The organism is Tardiphaga sp. 619_E2_N8_4 (assembly GCF_051810905.1).
GTDB lineage: Bacteria > Pseudomonadota > Alphaproteobacteria > Rhizobiales > Xanthobacteraceae > Tardiphaga > Tardiphaga robiniae.
Genome location: NZ_JBPWQJ010000001.1, coordinates 3,710,179 through 3,730,293, shown reverse-complemented (window position 1 = coordinate 3,730,293; position 20,115 = coordinate 3,710,179). Strand labels below are relative to the sequence as shown.

Genomic DNA, 20,115 nt, shown 5'->3' with positions numbered 1-20,115 from the left:
GACCGACGGCAACCCGTGACCCAGCACTCCCGCGACACTCCGCAATTCTACCTCACGGCGCCGTCGCCCTGCCCCTACCTGCCGGGCCGGCACGAACGGAAAGTTTTCACCCATCTGGTCGGCGACAAGGCCGGCGATCTCAACGACCTGCTCACCCATGGCGGCTTCCGGCGCAGCCAGTCGATCGCCTATCGCCCGGCCTGCGACCAGTGCCGCGCCTGTGTTTCCGTCCGGGTCATCGCCAATGAGTTCAAGCCGTCGCGCAACTTCCGCAAGATCCAGGCACGCAATGCCGACGTGATCGGCGAGCAGCGCAGCGCGGTGCCGACCTCCGAACAGTATTCCGTGTTCCGCGCCTATCTCGACCAGCGCCATCGCCATGGCGGCATGGCCGACATGACCGTGCTCGACTACGCCATGATGGTGGAAGACAGCCACGTCGAAACCCGCATCATCGAATATCGCCGCCGCGGCCCCGATACAGGCATCACCGGACGCGGCGAGGACCTGCTCGCGGTCGCGTTGACCGATGTGCTCAGCGATGGGCTGTCGATGGTGTATTCATTCTTCGAGCCCGGTGAAGAAAGCCGCTCGCTCGGCACCTTCATGATCCTCGACCACATCGCCCGCGCCAGGCGGCTCGGCCTGCCTTACGTCTATCTCGGCTACTGGATCGAAGGCTCCAAGAAGATGGACTACAAGGGCCGCTATCTGCCGCAGCAGCGGCTGGCGCCATCAGGATGGCTGCGCGTGGACGCGACCGGCGAGACCATGCCCGAGCCGCAGGATTAGCTGGCCCGGCTGACGACCGCCTTCGGCATCATCCGCGACCGTCCTGGATTTCAGGTCTTCAGCCGAAAAAGGTGTCGTAAAGCAGCTTGCAGTTCAGGATCACGATGATGCCAGCGATGATCCATGCTACCGTGGCGACCGACCGCGAAATTACGAAGTCACCCATCTTTCGCCGATCCGAGACAAACTGCACCAGCGGGATGATCGCAAATGGCAGCTGCATCGACAGGATGACCTGACTGAAGACGAGGAGTTGTCCGATGCCGCGTTCGCCATAGAGCGCAGTGACGACCACGACCGGGACGATCGCGATCCCGCGAGTCAGCAGCCGGCGTGCCCAGTTCGGCAGACGCAGCCGGAGAAAACCTTCCATCACGATCTGGCCGGCCAGCGTTGCCGTTACCGTCGAGTTGAGGCCGGATGCCAGCAGTGCGATCGCGAAAAGCGTCGATGCGATGCCGAGGCCTAGCAACGGCGACAACAACTCGTAAGCCTGACCGATCTCGGCCACATCGGCATGATCTGACGTATGGAAGGACACCGCGGCATCGACGGAGTGCCGTCTGCAATCGTCGAAACTGGTCGATCCGATCGTCACGCGCCACATTGCTCTGGCGATGTCGCGTCATGGAAGCCTGACGCTGGCATGTCGGACTGTCATGGAGCTCATGCGGGAGATCGCGAAATCCAGCGCTGCGGGACTACGCCGCGCGTAGTCGAGGCCCGATCAGCGGCATCGGTGATCCCGGTCGCGCATGCGGCTGGCAGGGCCGCAGCCATGGCTTGCTCTTCCGGCGCCACAAGCCCATTGTTACCAGGGATCCAGGGCCTGTTCGACGAGGTCCAGGATTAGATCGTGCCATCGCGGCTTCCGCGAGGTCTTGATCCATGAACTGCTCGTGTTGCGGTTTCGAGGTTCAGAGCGGCTTTGCGTTCTGCCCAAAATGCGGCGCGAAGCAGCCGGACCCATGCCCCAGTTGCGGCTACGCGTGCGCACCGGATTTTGCGTATTGCCCGAAATGTGGCGCCCGCGTCGATCACGCCCCCAAGGCCGGCAACCAGCGGGAGCCGTCATCGCCAACAATTCCGGCGACGGTCACGACTGGCGCCCGTTCACCGGCGCTGATGCTTGTCGAGCCCGAGCGCGCCCCCCGGCGGACGCTCCATAAGGTCGACAGCGAAGCTAACCGCCGCACCATCACGGTGCTGTTTGCCGACCTCAGCGGCTTCACCACGATGAGCGAACGGCTCGACCCGGAAGTCGTGCAGGCGTTTCAGAACGAATTATTCGAGGAACTGACCGCAGCGGTGCAAAATTTCGGCGGTTTCGTAGACAAATTCATTGGCGATGCGCTACTCGCTCTGTTTGGTGCGCCGGCCGCGCACGAGGACGATCCTGAGCGGGCACTCCGCGCGGCCCTCGACATGATCAAGCGGACGGCGTGCTTGAGCGAACGTTCGAAGATATCCGCCGGATCGCCGCTCATGCTTCATATCGGAATCAACACCGGGCACGTGGTTGCGGGTGGATTGGGCGCAGGCGTTGCCAAGTCCTATTCTGTGACCGGCGACACGGTGAATACCGCTCAACGCTTGCAGTCGATGGCCCCCCCGGGCGACGTGCTGGTGGGACCGCTGACCTACCGCCTCACCCGGCATGCATTCTCGTATGAATCTCTCGGCGACGTTGCGCTGCGCGGCAAGGCAGGCAGCGTCCTGGTCCATCGTCTGAGGGGCCCGCTCGAGACACCGCGTGCGGCACGCGGACTCGAGATACTGGGCCTGAGCGCGCCGCTGATCGGGCGCGACGCGGAGATGGCCCGTATGATGGGGTGCCTTGATCTGGCGTGTGGCGGAGCTGCCCAGCTGATGCGGCTGGTTGGCGAAGCCGGCATCGGAAAATCGCGCCTGGTGGATGAATTCGCTACCCGCGCTCGCGATGAGGATCGCTTCGCAGGCGTGGCGATCCGGCGGGCCGCTTGCTCGCCGCTGGGCGAGCAATCCTACGGTACTCTTGCCGCAGTGCTGCGTAGCGCCTACGGCATCGCGCACAAAGCTTCGGCGGCAGAGGCGCAAGCCAAGCTAGCCGAAGCGTTGTCGGGGCTGGGCATGGCGACCGAAGAGGTCGAGCGGCTGATGCCCCTCTATTTTTATGTTCTTGGTCTCTGCGACCCCGACGACGCCCTGCAGCACGTTGAACCGGAACAGCTTCGACGGCAGATTTTTTTCGCGATCCGCACCGTCTTCGAACGGCGTCTGGCCCTATCGCCCCTCCTGATCATTGTCGAGGACCTGCACTGGGCCGACGCCGTATCGCTTGAGGCGCTGCGGTTCGTGATGGATCGGCTGGAGCGCGGGCGGCTGATGCTATTGTTCACACACCGGCCGACACTTGAAATGGATCAGCTCGACTCAAGTCGAATTAGCCATACAACACTGCGGCTGGTACCCCTTGGCATCGCCGACGGACAAAAGCTGCTCGCGGCGTTCTTCGGTGACGGTTGGAATGGATCATCCGGCAATCTGTTCAATCGAATTCTTGAACGCGCAAGCGGGAATCCGCTGTTCGTTGAAGAAATCATACGCGGTCTCATCGAAGCTGGCATTTTGGAACGTGACGGCTCGCATTGGCAGATCAAGTCAGATGAAGCGGCCGCTGACATCCCGGCGAGCATTCAGGCGTTGCTGCTCGCGCGAGTGGACCGACTGCAACACGGCGTGCGCAGGTTGGCTCAGGAGGCAGCGGTCATCGGGCCGCGCTTTGATGCGGCCCTTCTCGGTGCCACAGCGACCGACCCGGCGAAAGTAGAGGCAGGGCTTGAACTGCTATGCGACGCCGAGATCATCGAGGAGATCGCGGGCGCAAACTCGATTTCGCTGCAATCCTATCGTTTCACGCAAACCATGCTTCAGGATGTGATCTACCAAAACCTCCTTCTGCAACGGCGCATTGAGATGCATGGGCGGATCGGTGCTGTCCTGGAGCGGCTGTGCGGAGATGATCCGGAGCGGCTCGAAGACCTCTCCCTACTGGGACATCATTTCAGCCTCAGCGCGAGCAAGCCGAAGGGTGCACATTACCTGAGTGCGGCCGGCGATCGCGCACGCGCGATCTATGCCAACGACGACGCCATCCGCCTCTATCAGCAGGCCCTCGCCGTCTTGTTGACCGCTGGCGATCAAGGACCGGAACGGCTTGTGCTATACGAACGAATTGCCGACCTGTGTGGAGCGGCGGGCCGGCGTGACACGGCCGACGAACATTACCAGACGGTATTGGAGGCCCACCGCGCGGCCGGGGACCGCGCCGCCGGAGCGCGGATACTTCGCAAGCTTGGCCGTTTGATGTGGGACGCCGGCAAACGAAACGGGGCGGAGGCGCATTACGCCGAGGCGGCTGCGTTGCTCGAAGGAACGGACGCGCCGATCGAGTGGGCGCACCTGTTACAGGAGCGCGGCCACCTCGCGTTTCGCATCGGCGATCATGCTGCGGCCGCGAGATGGGCAGACGATGCGCTTGGCTACGCTCAATCCGTGCCGCCGGAGGTAGACAAGCAAGCCGGACTAGAAGCGGCTCGCGCCACCGCGGAGGCGCTCAATACCAAGGGAGTTGCATTGGCGCGGCTGGGCCGAAGCCAGGAGGCCGTTCGCGAGGTGGAGCGAAGCGTCGCAGTTGCCGAAGCCGCTGGCCTTCTCAGCGCAGCCTGCCGCGGCTACACCAATCTTGGCGTGCTCTACACGATGGTCGATCCGGCGCAAGCCATGGAAGTATGCCGGCGCGGTCTTGATGTCGCCCGCCGGATCGGCGATCTCGGTTTTCAGGCGCGTCTCCTTGTCAATCTCGCTGTCGCCTGTTGCACCTTCACGGACAGGTGTGCCGACGAAGGCGTGCCGGCGGCCGAAAAGGCGATCGAACTCGACCGCTCGCTTGATCAGCGCGAACATCTCGCTGTGCCATTGATTGTGCTCGGGCAAATTCATCAATGTCATGGCCAGCCGGAACTCGCCGCCCGCTGCTACAATGAAGCAATTGAGGTGGCGCAGGAAACGGGCGAGCCCCAGCAGCTCTTTCCATGCTATGATGGTCTCGCGACGCTGAACCTCGATCGAGGCGACATGCCTGAGGCCGAGCGGTATTTTGCTCTGGCGCACGATGTCTGCGCCCGGCACGGGCTTAATCCCGAAGCGCTGGTCGTACTGCCATTTCTTGATTAGCAAGTAGAGGAGGTTGACCATGTCTGAGCATCATGTCGATGGGTTACTCCACCCGGGCGACCGCGCACCGAACATTGTGCTGGATGCGATCACACGTGACGGCAAGATCGCGCTTGATGACTTTCGCGGCCACAGCCCAGTACTGGTCGGCTTGTTTCGAGGTCTGCACTGCCCGTTCTGCCGGCGCCATCTCGCGGCCCAGGCACAACTTGACCCGGCCCTGCGCGAGAAAGGCGTCGAGAGTCTCGTGGTGGTCAACACGCCTATCGACCGTGCGCGGCTCTATTTCCGGTATCATCCCTTGCCCAATCTGCTCGCCGCGTCCGACCCCGAGCGCGTCTCGCACCGCGCGTTTGGCTTGCCCAATCTCGAGTTCACGGAGAGCGAAACCGAATGGCCGCGCAAGCTGGGTATGAACGCCGTCATGAGCATGCGGATGGACATGCCGGGCGAACTGCCCGAGCCGATGAACCCGATGGCGGCGGCCGATCTTCTCAACACGAAGGACGGCTACGAAATAACCGAAGCCGACGAGCACATGCTGACAACTGGCCAGGGTCAGCTCTTTGGCCAATTCCTGCTTGACCGGGAGGGCATCGTACGTTGGAGCTTTACCGAAGTTCCTGAGGGGGGCAATCGCATGTTCGGGGCTCCCACTCCGCGAGAGCTGATGTCAGCGGCTTCCGAGGTTGCAGGCTAAGGCATTTCGCTCAACGTCGCCTTGGAGGCCGATTCACTCAGCCTGCAAACGCATATTGTCGCCGAAGGAAGCATCTACGCTTTGCTGGGACCCTATGCAGTCGCCGCGGCATCGAAGGATGTGCCGTCTGCAATCGTCGAAACTGGTCGATTCGGTCGTCACGCGCCACATTGCTCAGGCGATGTCGCGTCACGGAAGCCTGACGCTGGCATGCCGGACTGTCATGGAGCTCACGCGGGAGATCGCGAAATCCAGCGCGGCAGGATTACGTCGCACATGGCCACAAAGGCCAGTCCCCTTCACCAAAGTCTGGTGGCATCATCTGCAGCTGCCTTAAATTTCAAGGCTTCAGCCGAAAAAGGTGTCGTAAAGCAGCTTGCAGTTCAGGATCACGATGATGCCAGCGATGATCCATGCCACCGTGGCGACCGACCGCGAAATTACGAAGTCACCCATCTTTCGCCGATCCGAGACAAACCGCACCAGCGGGATGACTGCAAATGGCAATTGCATCGACAGGATGACCTGACTGAAGACGAGGAGTTGTCCGGTGCCGCGTTCGCCATAGAGCGCAGTGACGACCACGACCGGAACGATCGCGATGCCGCGAGTCACGAGCCGGCGCGCCCAGTTCGGCAAGCGCAGCCGGAGAAAGCCCTCCATCACGATCTGGCCGGCCAGCGTTGCCGTTACCGTCGAGTTAAGGCCGGATGCCAGCAGTGCGATCGCGAAAAGCGTCGATGCGATGCCGAGACCGAGCAACGGCGACAACAACTCGTAAGCCTGACCGATCTCGGCCACATCGGCATGACCTGACGTATGGAAGGACGCCGCGGCGACGATGAGGATCGCCGCATTGATGAACAGCGCGAGCATCAGCGCGATGGTGCTGTCCGCCGTCGCCCACTTGATCGCGTCGCGGCGGCCTGCATCGGTGCGCGGATAGTCGCGGGTCTGCACGATCGATGAATGCAGATAGAGGTTATGCGGCATCACGGTTGCGCCGATAATGCCGATCGCAATGTAGAGCATTTCGGGATTGGTCACGATCGCGGTGGACGGCAGGAAGCCGCTCAACACGGCAGCCACGGGCGGCGCCGCAGCGACAATCTGAACCGTGAAACAGACTGCGATGACGATGAGCAGCGCGATCACGAAAGCTTCCAGAAAACGGAAACCCTTGTTCATCAGCAACAGCAACAAAAAGGCATCCAGCGCGGTGATGAGCGCCCCCCCGATCAGCGGAATGCCGAACAGCAGCTGCAGCGCAATCGCGGTACCGATCACTTCCGCCAGATCACAGGCGATGATCGCCGTCTCGCAGGCCAGCCACAGCATGATGTTGACCGGCCGGGAAAAGCTGTCGCGGCAGGCCTGCGCCAGGTCGCGGTCGGTGACGATTCCCAGACGCGCGGCCAATGCCTGCAGCAGGATCGCCATCACGTTCGACAGCAGGATCACCGAGAGCAGCGTGTAGCCGAATTTCGAGCCACCTGCGAGATCGGTCGCCCAGTTGCCGGGGTCCATATAGCCGACCGAGACCATGTAACCCGGTCCGGCGAATGCCAGCAGCCGCCGAAACCAGTGGCCGCCGATCGGAACCGGGATCGACGAATTGACCTCCGAGAGGCTGCGGCGGAAATCCCCGCCAAGGCCGGAGCGCCAGCCCGCCGCGTCTGGAACGCTGCCAGGGATTGGAGACGTTGACGAATCGGGCGATGTTTTCGGCGAAAGTGCATCCATCAGAGCTGCATAGAGCAATCCCTCCCTTGTTGCAACTCATTTGCAACTGCATCTAGCCGGTTGGTGGGCACTCCCTGTCACGGCGTGCGCTCAGTAATCGGGTGGCTGCGTGCTCGTCCGGCCCCCATGGTGGCTGTCACAGACAGGAATCGCCATGTCCCACTCCTCCATTGATCGACTGCCTGACACTTTCAACCGCCTCGCCTGGTCGAACCTCGCGGCGCAGTCTGCCGAGCAGATCGCGCTAGCGGCCGCGCCCATCGTCGCGGTGCTATTGCTCGGCGTCGGCGAAGGCCAGACCGGATTGCTGCAAACCGCGCTGACCTTGCCCTTCGTGCTGTTCGCCATTCCCGCCGGCCTGCTCGCCGACCGCATGTCGCGCCGTGCCCTGATGGCCGGAGCTGAGGCGCTGCGCGCGATCGCGCTGTTGCTGATCCTGGCACTGATCTGGTTCGGCGCGCTGACGATGCCGCTGCTCGCTTTGCTCGGCTTCGTCGCGGTGTGCGGCACCGTGGTCTACAGCGTCGCCGCGCCGTCGCTTGTGCCATCGCTGGTCGTACCGCAATTGCTCGGCGCGGCGAATGCGCGGATCGAACTCGCGCGCACCGTGGCTTTTGCGAGCGGTCCTGCCGTCGGCGGCGCGCTCGTCGGCTTCACTGGCGCCGCGCCTGCTTTCGGCTTTGCCGCAGCGCTGTCGATCATCGCTGTCGCGTTGCTATCGGGCATCCACGAGCCTACGCGCACGACAGTACAGCGACGCAATCCGGTGCAGGACATCGCCGAAGGTCTGTCCTTCGTCTGTTATCACCAGTATTTGCGACCGGTCTTCATCACGCAGTTCATCTTCAGCGCCGCATCCTTCATGGTGCTGGCAGTGTTCGTGCCTTACGCGGTTCGCCGTCTCGGCCTCTCCGCCTCCGGCGTCGGCGTGACACTCGCGATGTATGGCGTCGGCATGGTGATCGGCGCACTGCTGGCAACACGTGTGATGAGACGGTTGCCGTTCGGCACCGTGATCGCGCTTGGCCCCGTCACCGGCTTCGTTTCCGCCGTTGTGATGGCACTGACCACATGGATCCCCTCGCCGGCTTTGGCGGGCCTGAGCTTCTTCCTGCTCGGCGTCGGTCCGATCCTGTGGGTGATCTCCACCGCGACGTTGCGACAGTCGGTAACGCCGCCGAGCCTGCTCGGACGCGTCTCCGCGATCAACATCCTGAGTTACGGCGCCCGTCCGATCGGAACCGGGATCGCGGCCGTTGTCGGCGGGCTCTATCACGCGGAGGCGTGCCTCTACCTCGCCGTCGCGGGTTTCGCCTGGCAGGCCGTGGTGATCCTGACCTCTCCGGCGGTTACACTGGAACGGCAGCCGGACATGGTCGGCGATGTGACCGGATACGTTCCGACGAAAGTCTAACAGGCTTGGTGTAGTTCATCTGTAGTTCGCACTCGCTCATGATCTCCCCGCACCGCAGCACGGATAGTTAGTGTAGTTACGCCGCGTCGAAGCGTCGCAGCAAAGCGAACTTTCTTGCCAAAGCGGCAAGCAAGCCTTTGTCTTGTCACCAATCAACAAGGTCAGTCCGCAAAAGGACGACCATTCGGGGAGAACACAATGGCTTCATCCAAGGACAGGACTCCGTCTCGGCGCCGTTTTCTGAAGGTCGCCACCGCCGGTGCCGCTGCAAGCGTCGTCGCACCGGCAATCGCCCAGGCGCAGGGCCCGATCAGCATGCGCTGGCAGAGCACCTGGCCGGCCAAGGACATCTTCCACGAATACGCGCTCGACTACGCCAAGAAGGTCAACGACATGACCGGTGGCGACCTGAAGATCGAGGTGCTTCCGGCTGGCGCCGTAGTCCCGGCCTTCGGCCTGCTCGATGCGGTCTCCAAAGGCACGCTCGACGGCGGCCACGGCGTGATGGTCTATCACTACGGCAAGCAGACCGCGCTGGCGCTGTGGGGCTCTGGCCCGGCCTATGCGATGGATGCCAACATGCTGCTGGCCTGGCACAAATTTGGCGGCGGCAAGGAGCTGCTGGCAAAGCTCTATGCATCGATCAATGCCAATGTCGTGTCACTTCCCTACGGGCCGATGCCGACCCAGCCACTCGGCTGGTTCAAAAAGCCGGTGACCAAGGCCGATGATCTCAAGGGTGTGAAATTCCGCACCGTCGGCATCTCCATCGACGTGTTTACCGGCCTTGGTGCTGCAGTGAACGCATTGCCAGGGGGAGAAATCGTCTCAGCGATGGATCGCGGCCTGCTCGATGCAGCCGAGTTCAACAACGCCTCGTCGGACCGCATCCTCGGATTCCCCGACGTATCCAAGACCTGCATGCTGCAGAGCTATCACCAGAACGCCGAGCAGTTCGAAATCCTGTTCAACAAGACCAAATATGACGCTCTGCCCGAGAAGCTGCGGGCGATCATCGCGGGCGCCGCCGATGCGGCCGGTCAGGAGATGTCCTGGAAGGCCATCGACCGCTATTCGCAGGATTATGCGGAGATGCAGAGCAAGGACAAGGTCAAGTTCTACAAGACGCCGGACTCGATCCTGCAGAAGCAGCTTGAGGTCTATGACGAGGTCGTCGCCAAGAAATCGGCCGAGAATCCCCTGTTCAAGGAAATCTCCGAGTCCCAGCAGGCCTTCGCTAAGCGCGCCACGCAGTGGGAGCAGGACACGGTCGTGAATCGCCGCATGGCCTACAACCATTACTTCGGCCCGAACGCGAAGAAGAAGACCTGACGCCATCAGGCGCACATATCCCGCATCATCCGGGACTTTCTCCCGGATGATGCTTTGTTGTTGCCTGATATCGCCGATCTTCACCTACCCACATGTCCTGTAGACTGGCCTCCATGAAATGACCGCCGAGCGTTTCCTGCAATCCATCGACGGTATCAGTACATTCGCCGGCAAGGCCGCGGCCTGGCTCATTTTGGGATTGATGGGCCTCGTCTGCGCCGAAGTGTTCAAGCGCTATATGCTGAACATGCCGACGGCATGGATCTTCGACGCGTCGAACATGCTCTATGGCACGCTATTCATGCTGTGCGGCGCCTATACGCTGGCGCAGAACGGTCATGTCCGTGGCGACTTTCTATACAGCTCGATGCGGCCGCGCACGCAGGCCTCGCTCGATCTCGTTCTCTACATCGTGTTCTTCCTGCCCGGCATTGCCGCGCTGGTCTATGCGGGCTGGGACTATGCGGGCGACAGCTGGCGCATCCGCGAGCATTCCAACGTCACGGCGGACGGACCGCCCGTCTATCATTTCAAGGCAATGATCCCGCTCGCCGGCGCGTTGCTGTTGTTGCAGGGCATGGCTGAAATCACCCGCGCCGCGATTTGCCTGAAGACAGGGGTGTGGCCGAGCCGGCTCAAGGACGTGTCCGAAATCGATGTCGTCGAGGAGCAGCTCGCGCATAGCGAACACGTCGATGATGACGTGCGCAGGAACGCCATCGCGCAGGCGCAGGAGATCGAGGAGAGCGCACGCCAGCGCGGCATGGGCGGGGAGACGCAAAAATGAGCGATCCTGCACTCGGCCTCCTGATGCTCGGCCTCATCGTTGTCGTGATCATGCTGGGCTTCCCCACGGCCTTCACGCTGATGGGTCTCGGCATGTTCTTCGGCTTCTTCGCCTATTACCGCGCGGGTGAGTCCTGGGCCGACAACCACATCTTCGACCTGATGGTCCAGCGCACCTATGGCGCCATGACCAACGACGTCCTGATCTCCATTCCGCTCTTCGTGCTGATGGGCTATGTGATGGAACGCGGCGCGCTGGTCGACAAGATGTTCTATTCGATCCAGCTCGCCTTCCGCCGCGTCCCGGCCTCGCTGGCGGTGGCGACGCTGATCGTCTGCACTTTCTGGGGCATTGCCTCAGGCCTCGTCGGCGCTGTCGTCGTACTGATGGGCGTGATCGCCTTCAATCCGATGCTGAAGGCCGGCTATGACGTCAAGCTGGCATCGGGCGTAATCACGGCCGGCGGCACGCTGGGTATCCTGATCCCGCCATCGGTGATGATCATCGTCTATGCCGCCGTCGCCGGACAGTCTGTCGTGAAGCTCTATGCCGCGGCGATGTTTCCGGGCTTCTTTCTGGCCTTCCTCTACCTCGTCTACATCATCGGCTGGGCGCTCATTAACCCGAAGATCGCGCCGAAGCTGCCCGAGAGCGAAACGCGCGTGCCCGTCCGGCCGTGGATCGCCGATCTGCAGCAAGCCTATTCGCACAAGATGCTGCCGGCTTTGCTGACGGCAGCCGTGGCGCCGTCGCGCGCGATGGCCCTGACCATGGATGGCGCACGGATCACCTATGCGACGATCCTGAAGAATCTCGGTTTTGCATTGGTGCCACTGATCCTGGCGCTGACCACGCTATGGGCCGCGTGGTGGTATGTCGTCATCCATCCGCAGCCCGACGCCCCCGCAGCCGCGATCACCGAGCGGGTTCAGTCCGGCGACGCCAGCACCGCCACACCTGAAGAAGAAAAACTGGAGGAGCTCGGCGCCGCCCAGTCCGGCTCGGCAAAAGAGAGTGAACCGGAAGTACTCCAGCAGATGGGCAATGCCGATCTGCAAAACAGTCCCACGAATGCGCCGGTCGATGCCGGACCGCCGCCGGAATTCTATACCTACTTCGCCTTCACGGCGGCCATCATCGCACTGATGCTGTTCTATTATTACTGGACCATGGGCGCCGCCCAGTTCGAGGTGCTGCGGCTGCTGACATCGTCCGTGATGCCGCTCGGCATCCTGACTGCCATCGTGCTGGCCGTGATCCTGCTCGGCATCACGACGGCAACGGAGTCCGCCGCCGTCGGCGCCGCCGGCGCGTTCCTGCTCGCCTTCCAGGCGCGCACGCTGGACTGGAAGCGCACCAAGGAAGCCGTGTTCCTGACCGCCAAGACCACATCCATGGTGTGCTGGCTGTTCGTCGGATCGGCGCTGTTCTCCGCGGTGTTCGCCATTCTCGGCGGACAGGCGCTGCTGGAGAGCTGGGTACTGTCGCTGAACCTGACGCCGGTCCAGTTCATGATCCTGTCGCAGGCGATCATCTTCATTCTCGGCTGGCCGCTGGAATGGACCGAGATCATCGTGATCTTCGTGCCGATCTTCCTGCCGATGCTGAAGCATTTCGGCATCGACCCGATCTTGTGGGGCGTGCTCGTCTTCGTCAACCTGCAGGCCGCCTTCCTGTCGCCGCCGGTCGCGATGTCCGCCTTCTATCTGAAAGGCGTCGCGCCATCGCATGTGACGCTGAACCAGATCTTCTCCGGCATGATGCCCTATATGCTCATCGTCATCATCTGCATGGTGCTGATGTATATCTGGCCCGGCCTGACGCTGTGGCTGCCGAATTACCTCTACGGAAACTGATCCATCAGCCTCGACCACCGCCGGGAACGCGGCGGTGGCACTCACGTCCTCCCGGAATACCGCATGACTGCCCTGCTCTTTGCAGCTCGCTTTATATGATGTACATCATTTATAAAATGAGGATCATCATATGACCGACCGCACGGCAGACGCCATGGCAGACACCCCGCCGCAGGAAGCATCCTCCACCGCACTGCAGATCGCGGTCCTCGCGGGGCTGGCCTCGATGGGTACCCTGGCGACCAACATTCTGCTGCCATCGCTGCCACAGATGGCGGTATCGTTGCAGGTAACGACGCCCGCGGTTACGGCATCGATCACCGTGTTTTTGCTGGTCTTCGCGCTTGGCCAATTGCTGGTCGGGCCGATCTCCGACCGTTACGGGCGTCGCATGCCGGTGCTGGCCGGTTTCGCTGTCTTCATCATCGGCAGTATCTGGTGTGGCGTCTCGACTGATCTTCCTTCGCTACTGGTTGGCCGCGCGATCCAGGCCGCCGGTGCCTGTTCGACCTCGGTTCTCTCGCGCGCCATCGCCCGCGACCTGTTCAGCGGCGCCGCGCTGGCACGCGCACTCACCTTGGTGATGATCGCGCAGGCCGCAGCCCCTGGTTTCTCCCCGCTGCTTGGTGGCGGACTCGATTATTTTTTCGGATGGCGTTCAGAATTTGTTTTCGTCGGCGCCTTCGCTGTGTTGTCGGCTCTCAGCTATGTCCTGGTGCTCGGCGAAACCCACAACACGACGCGCATCCCGCTCAATCCGCTCGCCGTCAGTACAACCTATCTCAAGCTCTCGGTGAACCGCCATTTCCTGATCCCAGCCGCCACAGTGGGCCTGATCATGGGTGGACTGTTCTCGATCTTCTCCACAGCACCTCGCGTTCTCATTGAGGGCTACGGCTTCACACCGATTGCGCTCGGGTTGTTCTTTGCGGGCACCGTGCTGGTCGTGTTCGGCTCCGGCATGCTGGCCGCCCGCCTCGCTCCCCGCTTCGGGCTGGATCGGGCTATTCGCTATGGATTGCTGATCGCGTTCATCGGCAGCATCGCGGTGCTCGCGACCGCCTATTTCCACGGCAACGTCGTCACCTTCATCGCCGCGACCTGCGTGTTCCTGCTGGGCATGGGCGTGGTCAACCCGCTCGGCACAGCTCAGGCGCTGTCGCCATTCGGCACCCATGCCGGCGCCGCCTCGGCACTGCTCGGATTCTGGCAGATGATGGGGGCTGCGATCGGCGTATCCCTGTCGGCCACAATCGTGCCGCAGGCCGCATTGGCACTCGGCATCGTTCTCGGCGCAGCCTGCCTGATCGCTATCGTGCTCTACACGATGCGCCAGCAAACCACAGCGGTCCGCTAACGCGCCAGATAGCGCTCATAGCCACCGCGCACGACCTCGTCGCTGTCGATCTCGGGATCCAGTGTGTAGAGGTCTTGCGCGCGGCCGATGCCGCGCAAGGCGTAGCGACCAGTGGAGACCAGATACTTGCGGCCGGCCGCGTCGAGCCCGGCCTGGAACGCAGACGAGGTCAGCAGCGGCCGATCGACCGACGAGCACATGGAAGCGATTCGGCTCACCTCGTTGACCGAGGGACCAACCACGGTGAAATCGAGCCGCTCGTCGCTGCCGATATTGCCGTAGAATACTTCGCCCTCATGCAGACCGACATAGGCAGTCGTGACCGGCCGGTTCGCCGCCAGTCGTTTCGCATTCAGCTTGGCGATATTCTTGCGGAACTGATGTTCGGCGCGCAAGGCGTTGCGCTTCGCCTTCACCATGTCGTCGCCGGTGAACATCGCCAGAATACCGTCGCCGATAAGTTTGAGCACGTCGCCGCCGACATCATGGATCGCGGCGATCGAGGCTTCGGCATAGTCATTCAAGAACGGGATGATCTCGTCCGGTCCGATCGCCTCGCTGATCCCCGTGGAGTTGCGCAGGTCGGAAAACCACAGCACCGCATTGATACGCTCAGTGACGCCTCGCGCGATCTTGCCACGCAGAACCTGTTCGGCGGCATCGCGGCCGAGATAGACGCGGCCAAGCGTGCGCGCGATCTCCATCTGGGCTCCCGACTTGATGGCGAGACCGAGCATCGGCACCAGTTCGCGCAGCGCCGACATCTGGCGCTCGTCGAACCCGTCTTCATGGCGCGTGGCCCAATAGGAATAGAGGCAATCCATCTGCCCCATCGAGCCAGCCTCGCCGAACTTGTGCAGGAACACGGCGCCATGGCGGTGACCGCCTTCCTGCAAGCTGCTGACCATCGAGAAGCGGTCAGCGATCTCGGGCGCGTGCAGATCGAGCCGCAATTCGTCGTGCCCCTCTTCCAGCATGTGGAAGAACACCGATCGTCGCCAGTTCGCGGCGGCCTCGCCAATCTCGGTCGAGCCGTATTCGAACACGTCGCTCTCGTTGCTGGCCGTGTCGTTCCAGCGGAAGCCACGGCCCTCAAAGATCGGATGCAGCGTGTCAATGAAGACGAGGCCACGGGATACATCGATGCCGCCGGCACGGCAGCGCTCGCAGAAGCCACGGATCAGGTCGTTTTCGGGAAGGCCGGTCAGACCCTCGCCGACCAGCCAGCTCATCAGTTCAATGCGTGCGGCAGTTTCCATGAGACACTTGTAGGATGGGTTGAGCTTTTGCGAAACCCATCCTGCGGCGCTTTAACCATGCGCGCCTTGCTTCTTGGCGTGAATCTCGACGGAGCCGGGAAACAGGCGCCGGATCAGGATGTAGAAGACTGGCGTGAAAACGAGGCCGAAGATCGTGACGCCGATCATGCCGAAGAACACCGCAACACCGACAGCCTGACGCATCTCCGAGCCGGAGCCCGACGAGATCACCAGCGGCAGCACGCCGAGAATGAAGGCGAAAGACGTCATCAGGATCGGGCGGATACGCAAACGGCAGGCCTCGATCACGGCTTCGAGCTGATCGCGGCCTTCCTGCTCGATGTCGCGGGCAAACTCGACGATCAGGATCGCATTCTTTGCCGCCAAGCCGACCAGCACGACGAAACCGATCTGGGTGAGGATGTTGATGTCCTGCCCCATGATGCGTACGCCGATGGTGGCCGCGAGCAGGCACATCGGCACGATCAGGATGATCGTGAACGGCAATGTCCAGCTGCCATATTGCGCGGCCAGCACCAGGAACACGAACAGCACGCAGATCGGGAAAATATAGAGACCCGCATTCGCGCCGGTGGACTGCTGATAGGACAGATCGGTCCATTCGAAGGCAAAGCCGCTCGGCAGCGTGTCGTCCGCGAGCTTCTTCATGGTCGCCAGCGCCGTGGCCGAGCTGGTGCCCGGCAGCGTGTCGCCCTGCAGTTCCGAGGAGGGATACAGATTGTAACGCGCGACGCGGTCCGGACCTGCCGTGTCGCTGAAATTCACGACACTGCCCAGCATCACCATATTGCCGGCGCTGTTGCGGGTCTGCAGCCGCGCCAGATCCGCCGTTTCCTTGCGGAACGGATAATCGGCCTGCGCCGTGACATGATAGGTACGGCCGAGAATGTTGAAGTCGTTGACATAGGTCGAGCCGAAATAGGTCTCGATCGCCTCGGTCACATTCTGCATGGGCACGCCCAGCATCTGCGCCTTCTGGCGGTCGATATCGACGAACACCTGCGGCGTGTTGGCGGAGAACGGCGAGAACACCGACGTCAGGCCCGGCGCACGGCGCGCGGCATTGACGAGCTCATCGGTCGCCGCGGCCAGCAGCTGCGGCCCCCTGCCCTGACGATCCTCGATCCGCATGGCGAAACCACCGCCGGTGCCGATACCCGGCACCGCGGGTGGCGGCAGCACGATGATGAAAGCGCCTTCGATCACCGAGAGGCGCTTGCGCAATTCAGCCGTGATGGCTCCCGCGCTCAGCCCCTTCTTGGCGCGCTCCTCGGGATTCTCGAACACGGGGAACATGGCGGCCGCATTGCCGGCTTGGGTGAAGGTCGCACCGGACAGGCCGGCCAGCGCCGGCATGCGCGCGACACCGGGCGTATCCAGCACGATGCCTTCGATCTGCTTGACGATCGCCGTCGTGCGCGCAAGCGACGAGGCACCGGGCAATTGCGCGACCACGATGACGTAGCCACGGTCCTGGGCTGGAATGAAGCCCTGCGGCGTAGCGTAAAGTAGCCAGCCGGCGGAGCCGATCAGGGCGACATACAGGATCAGCATCAGCGCCGAATGCTTGATGACGAAGCCTGCGAGGCCGCCATAGGCATGCGACAGGCGGTCGAAACCGCGATTGAACACGCCGGTAAACGCCGCCCATCCTCGTGCCAGAAAATTCCAGCTCGCCGGCGGCTTCTTCTCGTGATGCGGCTGCAGGATCAGCGATGCCAGTGCCGGCGACAGCGTCAGCGAACAGAAGCATGAGATCGCCGTTGCGACCGCAATCGTGATAGCGAATTGCTGGAAGAACTGCCCGGAGATGCCGCCGAGAAATGCCGTGGGCACGAACACCGCACACAGCACCAGCGCGATCGAGATCAGCGCGCCGCCGACCTCGTCCATGGTCAGCAGTGCCGCGTCACGCCGGCTCATGCCGTCGCCGAGATGGCGCTCGACATTTTCCACCACCACGATGGCGTCGTCGACGACAATGCCGACCGCGAGCACAAGCCCGAACAGAGTAAGGTTGTTGATCGAGAAGCCCAGCGCGGCCATCACAGCGAATGTGCCGACCAGCGACACCGGAATGGCGATGATGGGAATGATCGCCGGTCGCCAGCCCTGCAGGAACACCAGCACGACGATGACTACCAGCACCATGGCTTCATAGATGGTCTTGATCAGCTCCGAGACCGACTGGGCGATGAATTCGGTCGGGTTGTAGCCGATATTGTAGTCCAGCCCCTTCGGGAAATCGGCCTTGAGCTTCTTCATCTCCTCTTCGATGTTCTTCGCGGTCGCCAGCGCGTTAGAACCCGGACGCTGATAGACCAGCATGGCCACCGCTTCCTTGCGCAGCAGGAAGCCGTTGGTGGTCGACGACAGCGCGCCTATCTCGACGCGCGCAACATCGCGGAGACGCACCAGACGGCCATCGTCGCCCGCTTTCAGCACGATGTCCTCGAACTGCCTCGGCTCCTTCAGACGACCGGTGAAGGTCAGGTTAGGCTGAAACGCGCGATCTGCAATCGGCGGCTCCGCGACCTGGCCGCCCGCAATCTGCAAATTCTGCGCGCGGATGGCAGTCAGCACGTCGCCTGCGGTCATGCCCAGCGTGGCAATCTTGTCAGGATCCAGCCACAGCCGCATCGAATAATCGCGCGCGCCGAAGATGGTAATGTCGCCAATGCCATCGAGGCGCAGGAGCGGATCGCGGACCTGACGCAACGCGTAATTCGAAATGTAGAGCTGGTCGTAAGTGTCGTTAGGCGACAGCATGAACACGACCATCATCAGATCGGGACTATTCTTGCGGGTGACGACGCCGTTGCGCTGGACCTCCTCCGGCAGCCGCGGCTGCGCGATGGCGACGCGGTTCTGCACCAGCACCTGGGCTTTATCCAGATCGGTGCCGAGCTTGAAAGTCACGGTGATGTTGAGCTGGCCGTTCGAGGTGGCCTGGCTGTAGATATACAGCATGTCCTCGACGCCATTGATTTCCTGCTCGATCGGCGTCGCCACGGTGTCCGACACTGTCTGTGCCGATGCGCCGGGATATTGCGTGGTCACGACCACGGTGGGCGGCGCCACCTGCGGATATTCCGCAACCGGCAAGGTCGTGTAAGCAAGCGCGCCGACGATCAGCAGCACGATGGAGAGCACCATCGCCAGGATGGGCCGGTTGACGGAGAGGCTGCCCAGATTCATGGCTTTGTGCCAGCTGCTGGTGCGGGCGTCGCGGCCGCCATCTTCGGCGCCACCTTGGCGCCCACACGGGCGCGCTGAATCCCGTCGACGATTACCCGATCGTCGGGTTTGAGTCCTTCCCTGATCACCCGCAATCCGCCATCCAGCGGACCAAGTGTCACAGGCCGCGCCTCCACCGTGTCATCGGCTTTCACCACCATCACGATCTTGCGTGACTGGTCGTTGGCGACCGCAGCATCAGGAATCAACAGCGCTTCATATTCGCCGCTGGCGATGACCCGGACCCGGGCGAACTGCCCCGGCAGGATGGAGAGGTCCTTGTTGTCGACAATAGCACGACCGCGCAGCGTGCCGGTGCCGACATCGAGCCGGTTATCGAGGAAATCCATCTTGCCCTCATGCGACGGCTTGGTTTCGCCGACCAGCGTGATCTGCACGGGATTGGGCGTATCGCGCGAGCTCGGCCGCTTGCCCTCAAACCACAGCTTGCTGTTGCGGACGTAAGTGGCTTCATCGGTGTCGAAATAGACGTAGATGGGGCTCAGCGACACGATCGAGGTCAGCAGCGTCGCGCCACTCTCGCTGCCTTGCACCAGATTGCCGACTGTCACGAGATGGCGGCTGACACGGCCGGCGATCGGCGCGACTACCTTGGTATATTCGACATTGAGTTGCGCTTGCTTCAGCGCACCTTCGGCCTGCAGCGTCGCGGCCTGCGCGGCCGCTATTGCCTGGCTACGTTGATCGACGATGTTTTCGGAGATCGCCTGGGTCTTGATCAACGTGGTGGCGCGTTCGAGCTCCTTCTCTGCCAGCACGACCTTGGCCTTGGCATCGTCGAGCTGGCCCTGCGCCTGCTCCGCTGCAGCCTGATACTGGCGCGGGTCGATTTCGTACAGCAGATCGCCGGCCTTGACGACGGCGCCGTCCGTGAAAGCAACCTTGGTAACGAAGCCGGTTACGCGGGCGCGGATCTGCACCTGTTCGATCGCATCGAAGCGGCCGGTGAATTCATCCCAATCGGTCGTGACCTTCTTGGTGGGATTGGCGACCGTGACCGGTGGCGGCGGAGGTGCAGCGGCCTCCTCCTTCTTGCCGCAGCCGGCGAGCAGGAGAAGAGCCACAACAGGCGCTGCGACCGACAAACACGACGCAAAGGCATTTCCAACGTCATATAATCGCGACAAACTGATTGAATGTTTCAAAACCAGACCCCCGCCACGACACGCGATATGGCGGTCATCATGCGCTATATCAATTCGACATCAAGCGAAATAATTGATGCCCGAATGGGCTGCTATCCTGCGGCCATTGTCTTGCCACATCCACGCGACGCCTCGCGTCATACCGACGTTATAATAACGTCCTGCTGCGGGACGTGCGCCTGCGCAAGGCGTCGGTTCGGGGGGAGCGACCTATGGGCGCACCGAGGAATTCAACC

The 20,115-nt window shown here is 62.3% G+C and carries 12 protein-coding genes and 1 pseudogene; 8 read left to right on the top strand and 5 right to left on the bottom strand.

The annotated features are described in order from the left end of the window. Positions 1-15 precede the first annotated feature (15 nt). Complete coding sequence (locus tag AB8A23_RS17855) at positions 16-792, top strand: arginyltransferase (RefSeq protein WP_089263842.1); 777 nt, start codon at positions 16-18, stop codon at positions 790-792. 58 nt (positions 793-850) lie between these two features. On the opposite strand, the pseudogene AB8A23_RS17850 reads toward AB8A23_RS17855, so the two are convergent. Beyond that, a pseudogene (locus tag AB8A23_RS17850) lies at positions 851-1,345 on the bottom strand (divalent metal cation transporter); the annotation flags it as partial. A 335-nt stretch (positions 1,346-1,680) separates the two neighbouring features. Here AB8A23_RS17850 and AB8A23_RS17845 point away from each other — a divergent pair. After that, positions 1,681-5,007, top strand: coding sequence for an adenylate/guanylate cyclase domain-containing protein (locus AB8A23_RS17845; RefSeq protein ID WP_439058702.1), 3,327 nt, complete (start codon positions 1,681-1,683; stop codon positions 5,005-5,007). Positions 5,008-5,026: 19 nt separating this feature from the next. Continuing rightward, positions 5,027-5,707 carry a peroxiredoxin-like family protein gene (locus AB8A23_RS17840; protein ID WP_089263840.1) on the top strand — a complete coding sequence of 227 codons (681 nt, stop codon included), beginning with the start codon at positions 5,027-5,029 and terminating at the stop codon, positions 5,705-5,707. 348 nt (positions 5,708-6,055) lie between these two features. On the opposite strand, the gene AB8A23_RS17835 is transcribed toward AB8A23_RS17840, so the two are convergent. Next, positions 6,056-7,450, bottom strand: a complete 1,395-nt coding sequence (locus AB8A23_RS17835) for an Nramp family divalent metal transporter (RefSeq protein WP_231080382.1) — start codon at positions 7,448-7,450, stop codon at positions 6,056-6,058. A gap of 154 nt (positions 7,451-7,604) precedes the next feature. On the opposite strand from AB8A23_RS17835, the gene AB8A23_RS17830 reads away from it, so the two are divergent. The 5 genes from AB8A23_RS17830 to AB8A23_RS17810 all read left to right on the top strand — a co-directional run bounded on the left by AB8A23_RS17830 (position 7,605) and on the right by AB8A23_RS17810 (position 14,196). Next, positions 7,605-8,864 carry an MFS transporter gene (locus AB8A23_RS17830; protein ID WP_439058703.1) on the top strand — a complete coding sequence of 420 codons (1,260 nt, stop codon included), beginning with the start codon at positions 7,605-7,607 and terminating at the stop codon, positions 8,862-8,864. Between the two features lie 198 nt (positions 8,865-9,062). Then, the gene (locus AB8A23_RS17825; RefSeq protein ID WP_089263837.1) at positions 9,063-10,196 is read left to right on the top strand and encodes a TRAP transporter substrate-binding protein; all 1,134 of its coding nucleotides are present in this window, start codon (positions 9,063-9,065) and stop codon (positions 10,194-10,196) included. Positions 10,197-10,314: 118 nt separating this feature from the next. Further along, entirely contained in the window at positions 10,315-10,983 is a 669-nt protein-coding gene (locus AB8A23_RS17820) for a TRAP transporter small permease subunit (RefSeq protein WP_120292142.1), read from the top strand. Continuing rightward, positions 10,980-12,839 carry a TRAP transporter large permease gene (locus AB8A23_RS17815; protein ID WP_439058704.1) on the top strand — a complete coding sequence of 620 codons (1,860 nt, stop codon included), beginning with the start codon at positions 10,980-10,982 and terminating at the stop codon, positions 12,837-12,839. Before AB8A23_RS17820 ends, AB8A23_RS17815 begins: the two co-directional genes overlap by 4 nt. Positions 12,840-12,969: 130 nt before the next feature. Next, positions 12,970-14,196 (top strand): multidrug effflux MFS transporter, encoded by a 1,227-nt coding sequence (locus tag AB8A23_RS17810; RefSeq protein WP_439058705.1) that lies wholly within the window; start codon positions 12,970-12,972, stop codon positions 14,194-14,196. Here the strand turns inward: AB8A23_RS17810 and AB8A23_RS17805 are convergent. From AB8A23_RS17805 to AB8A23_RS17795, 3 genes are read right to left on the bottom strand one after another with little or no spacing between them, the layout of a single operon-like run. Next, positions 14,193-15,455: an adenylate/guanylate cyclase domain-containing protein gene (locus tag AB8A23_RS17805; protein WP_184517658.1), complete on the bottom strand. Its 1,263-nt coding sequence runs from the start codon at positions 15,453-15,455 to the stop codon at positions 14,193-14,195. The two genes, AB8A23_RS17810 and AB8A23_RS17805, sit on opposite strands and share 4 nt — an antisense overlap. Before the next feature lie 51 nt (positions 15,456-15,506). Next, positions 15,507-18,674 carry an efflux RND transporter permease subunit gene (locus AB8A23_RS17800; RefSeq protein ID WP_184517660.1) on the bottom strand — a complete coding sequence of 1,056 codons (3,168 nt, stop codon included), beginning with the start codon at positions 18,672-18,674 and terminating at the stop codon, positions 15,507-15,509. Further along, the gene (locus tag AB8A23_RS17795) at positions 18,671-19,819 is read right to left on the bottom strand and encodes an efflux RND transporter periplasmic adaptor subunit (RefSeq protein ID WP_420882336.1); all 1,149 of its coding nucleotides are present in this window, start codon (positions 19,817-19,819) and stop codon (positions 18,671-18,673) included. Before AB8A23_RS17795 ends, AB8A23_RS17800 begins: the two co-directional genes overlap by 4 nt. Between the last annotated feature and the right edge of the window lie 296 nt (positions 19,820-20,115).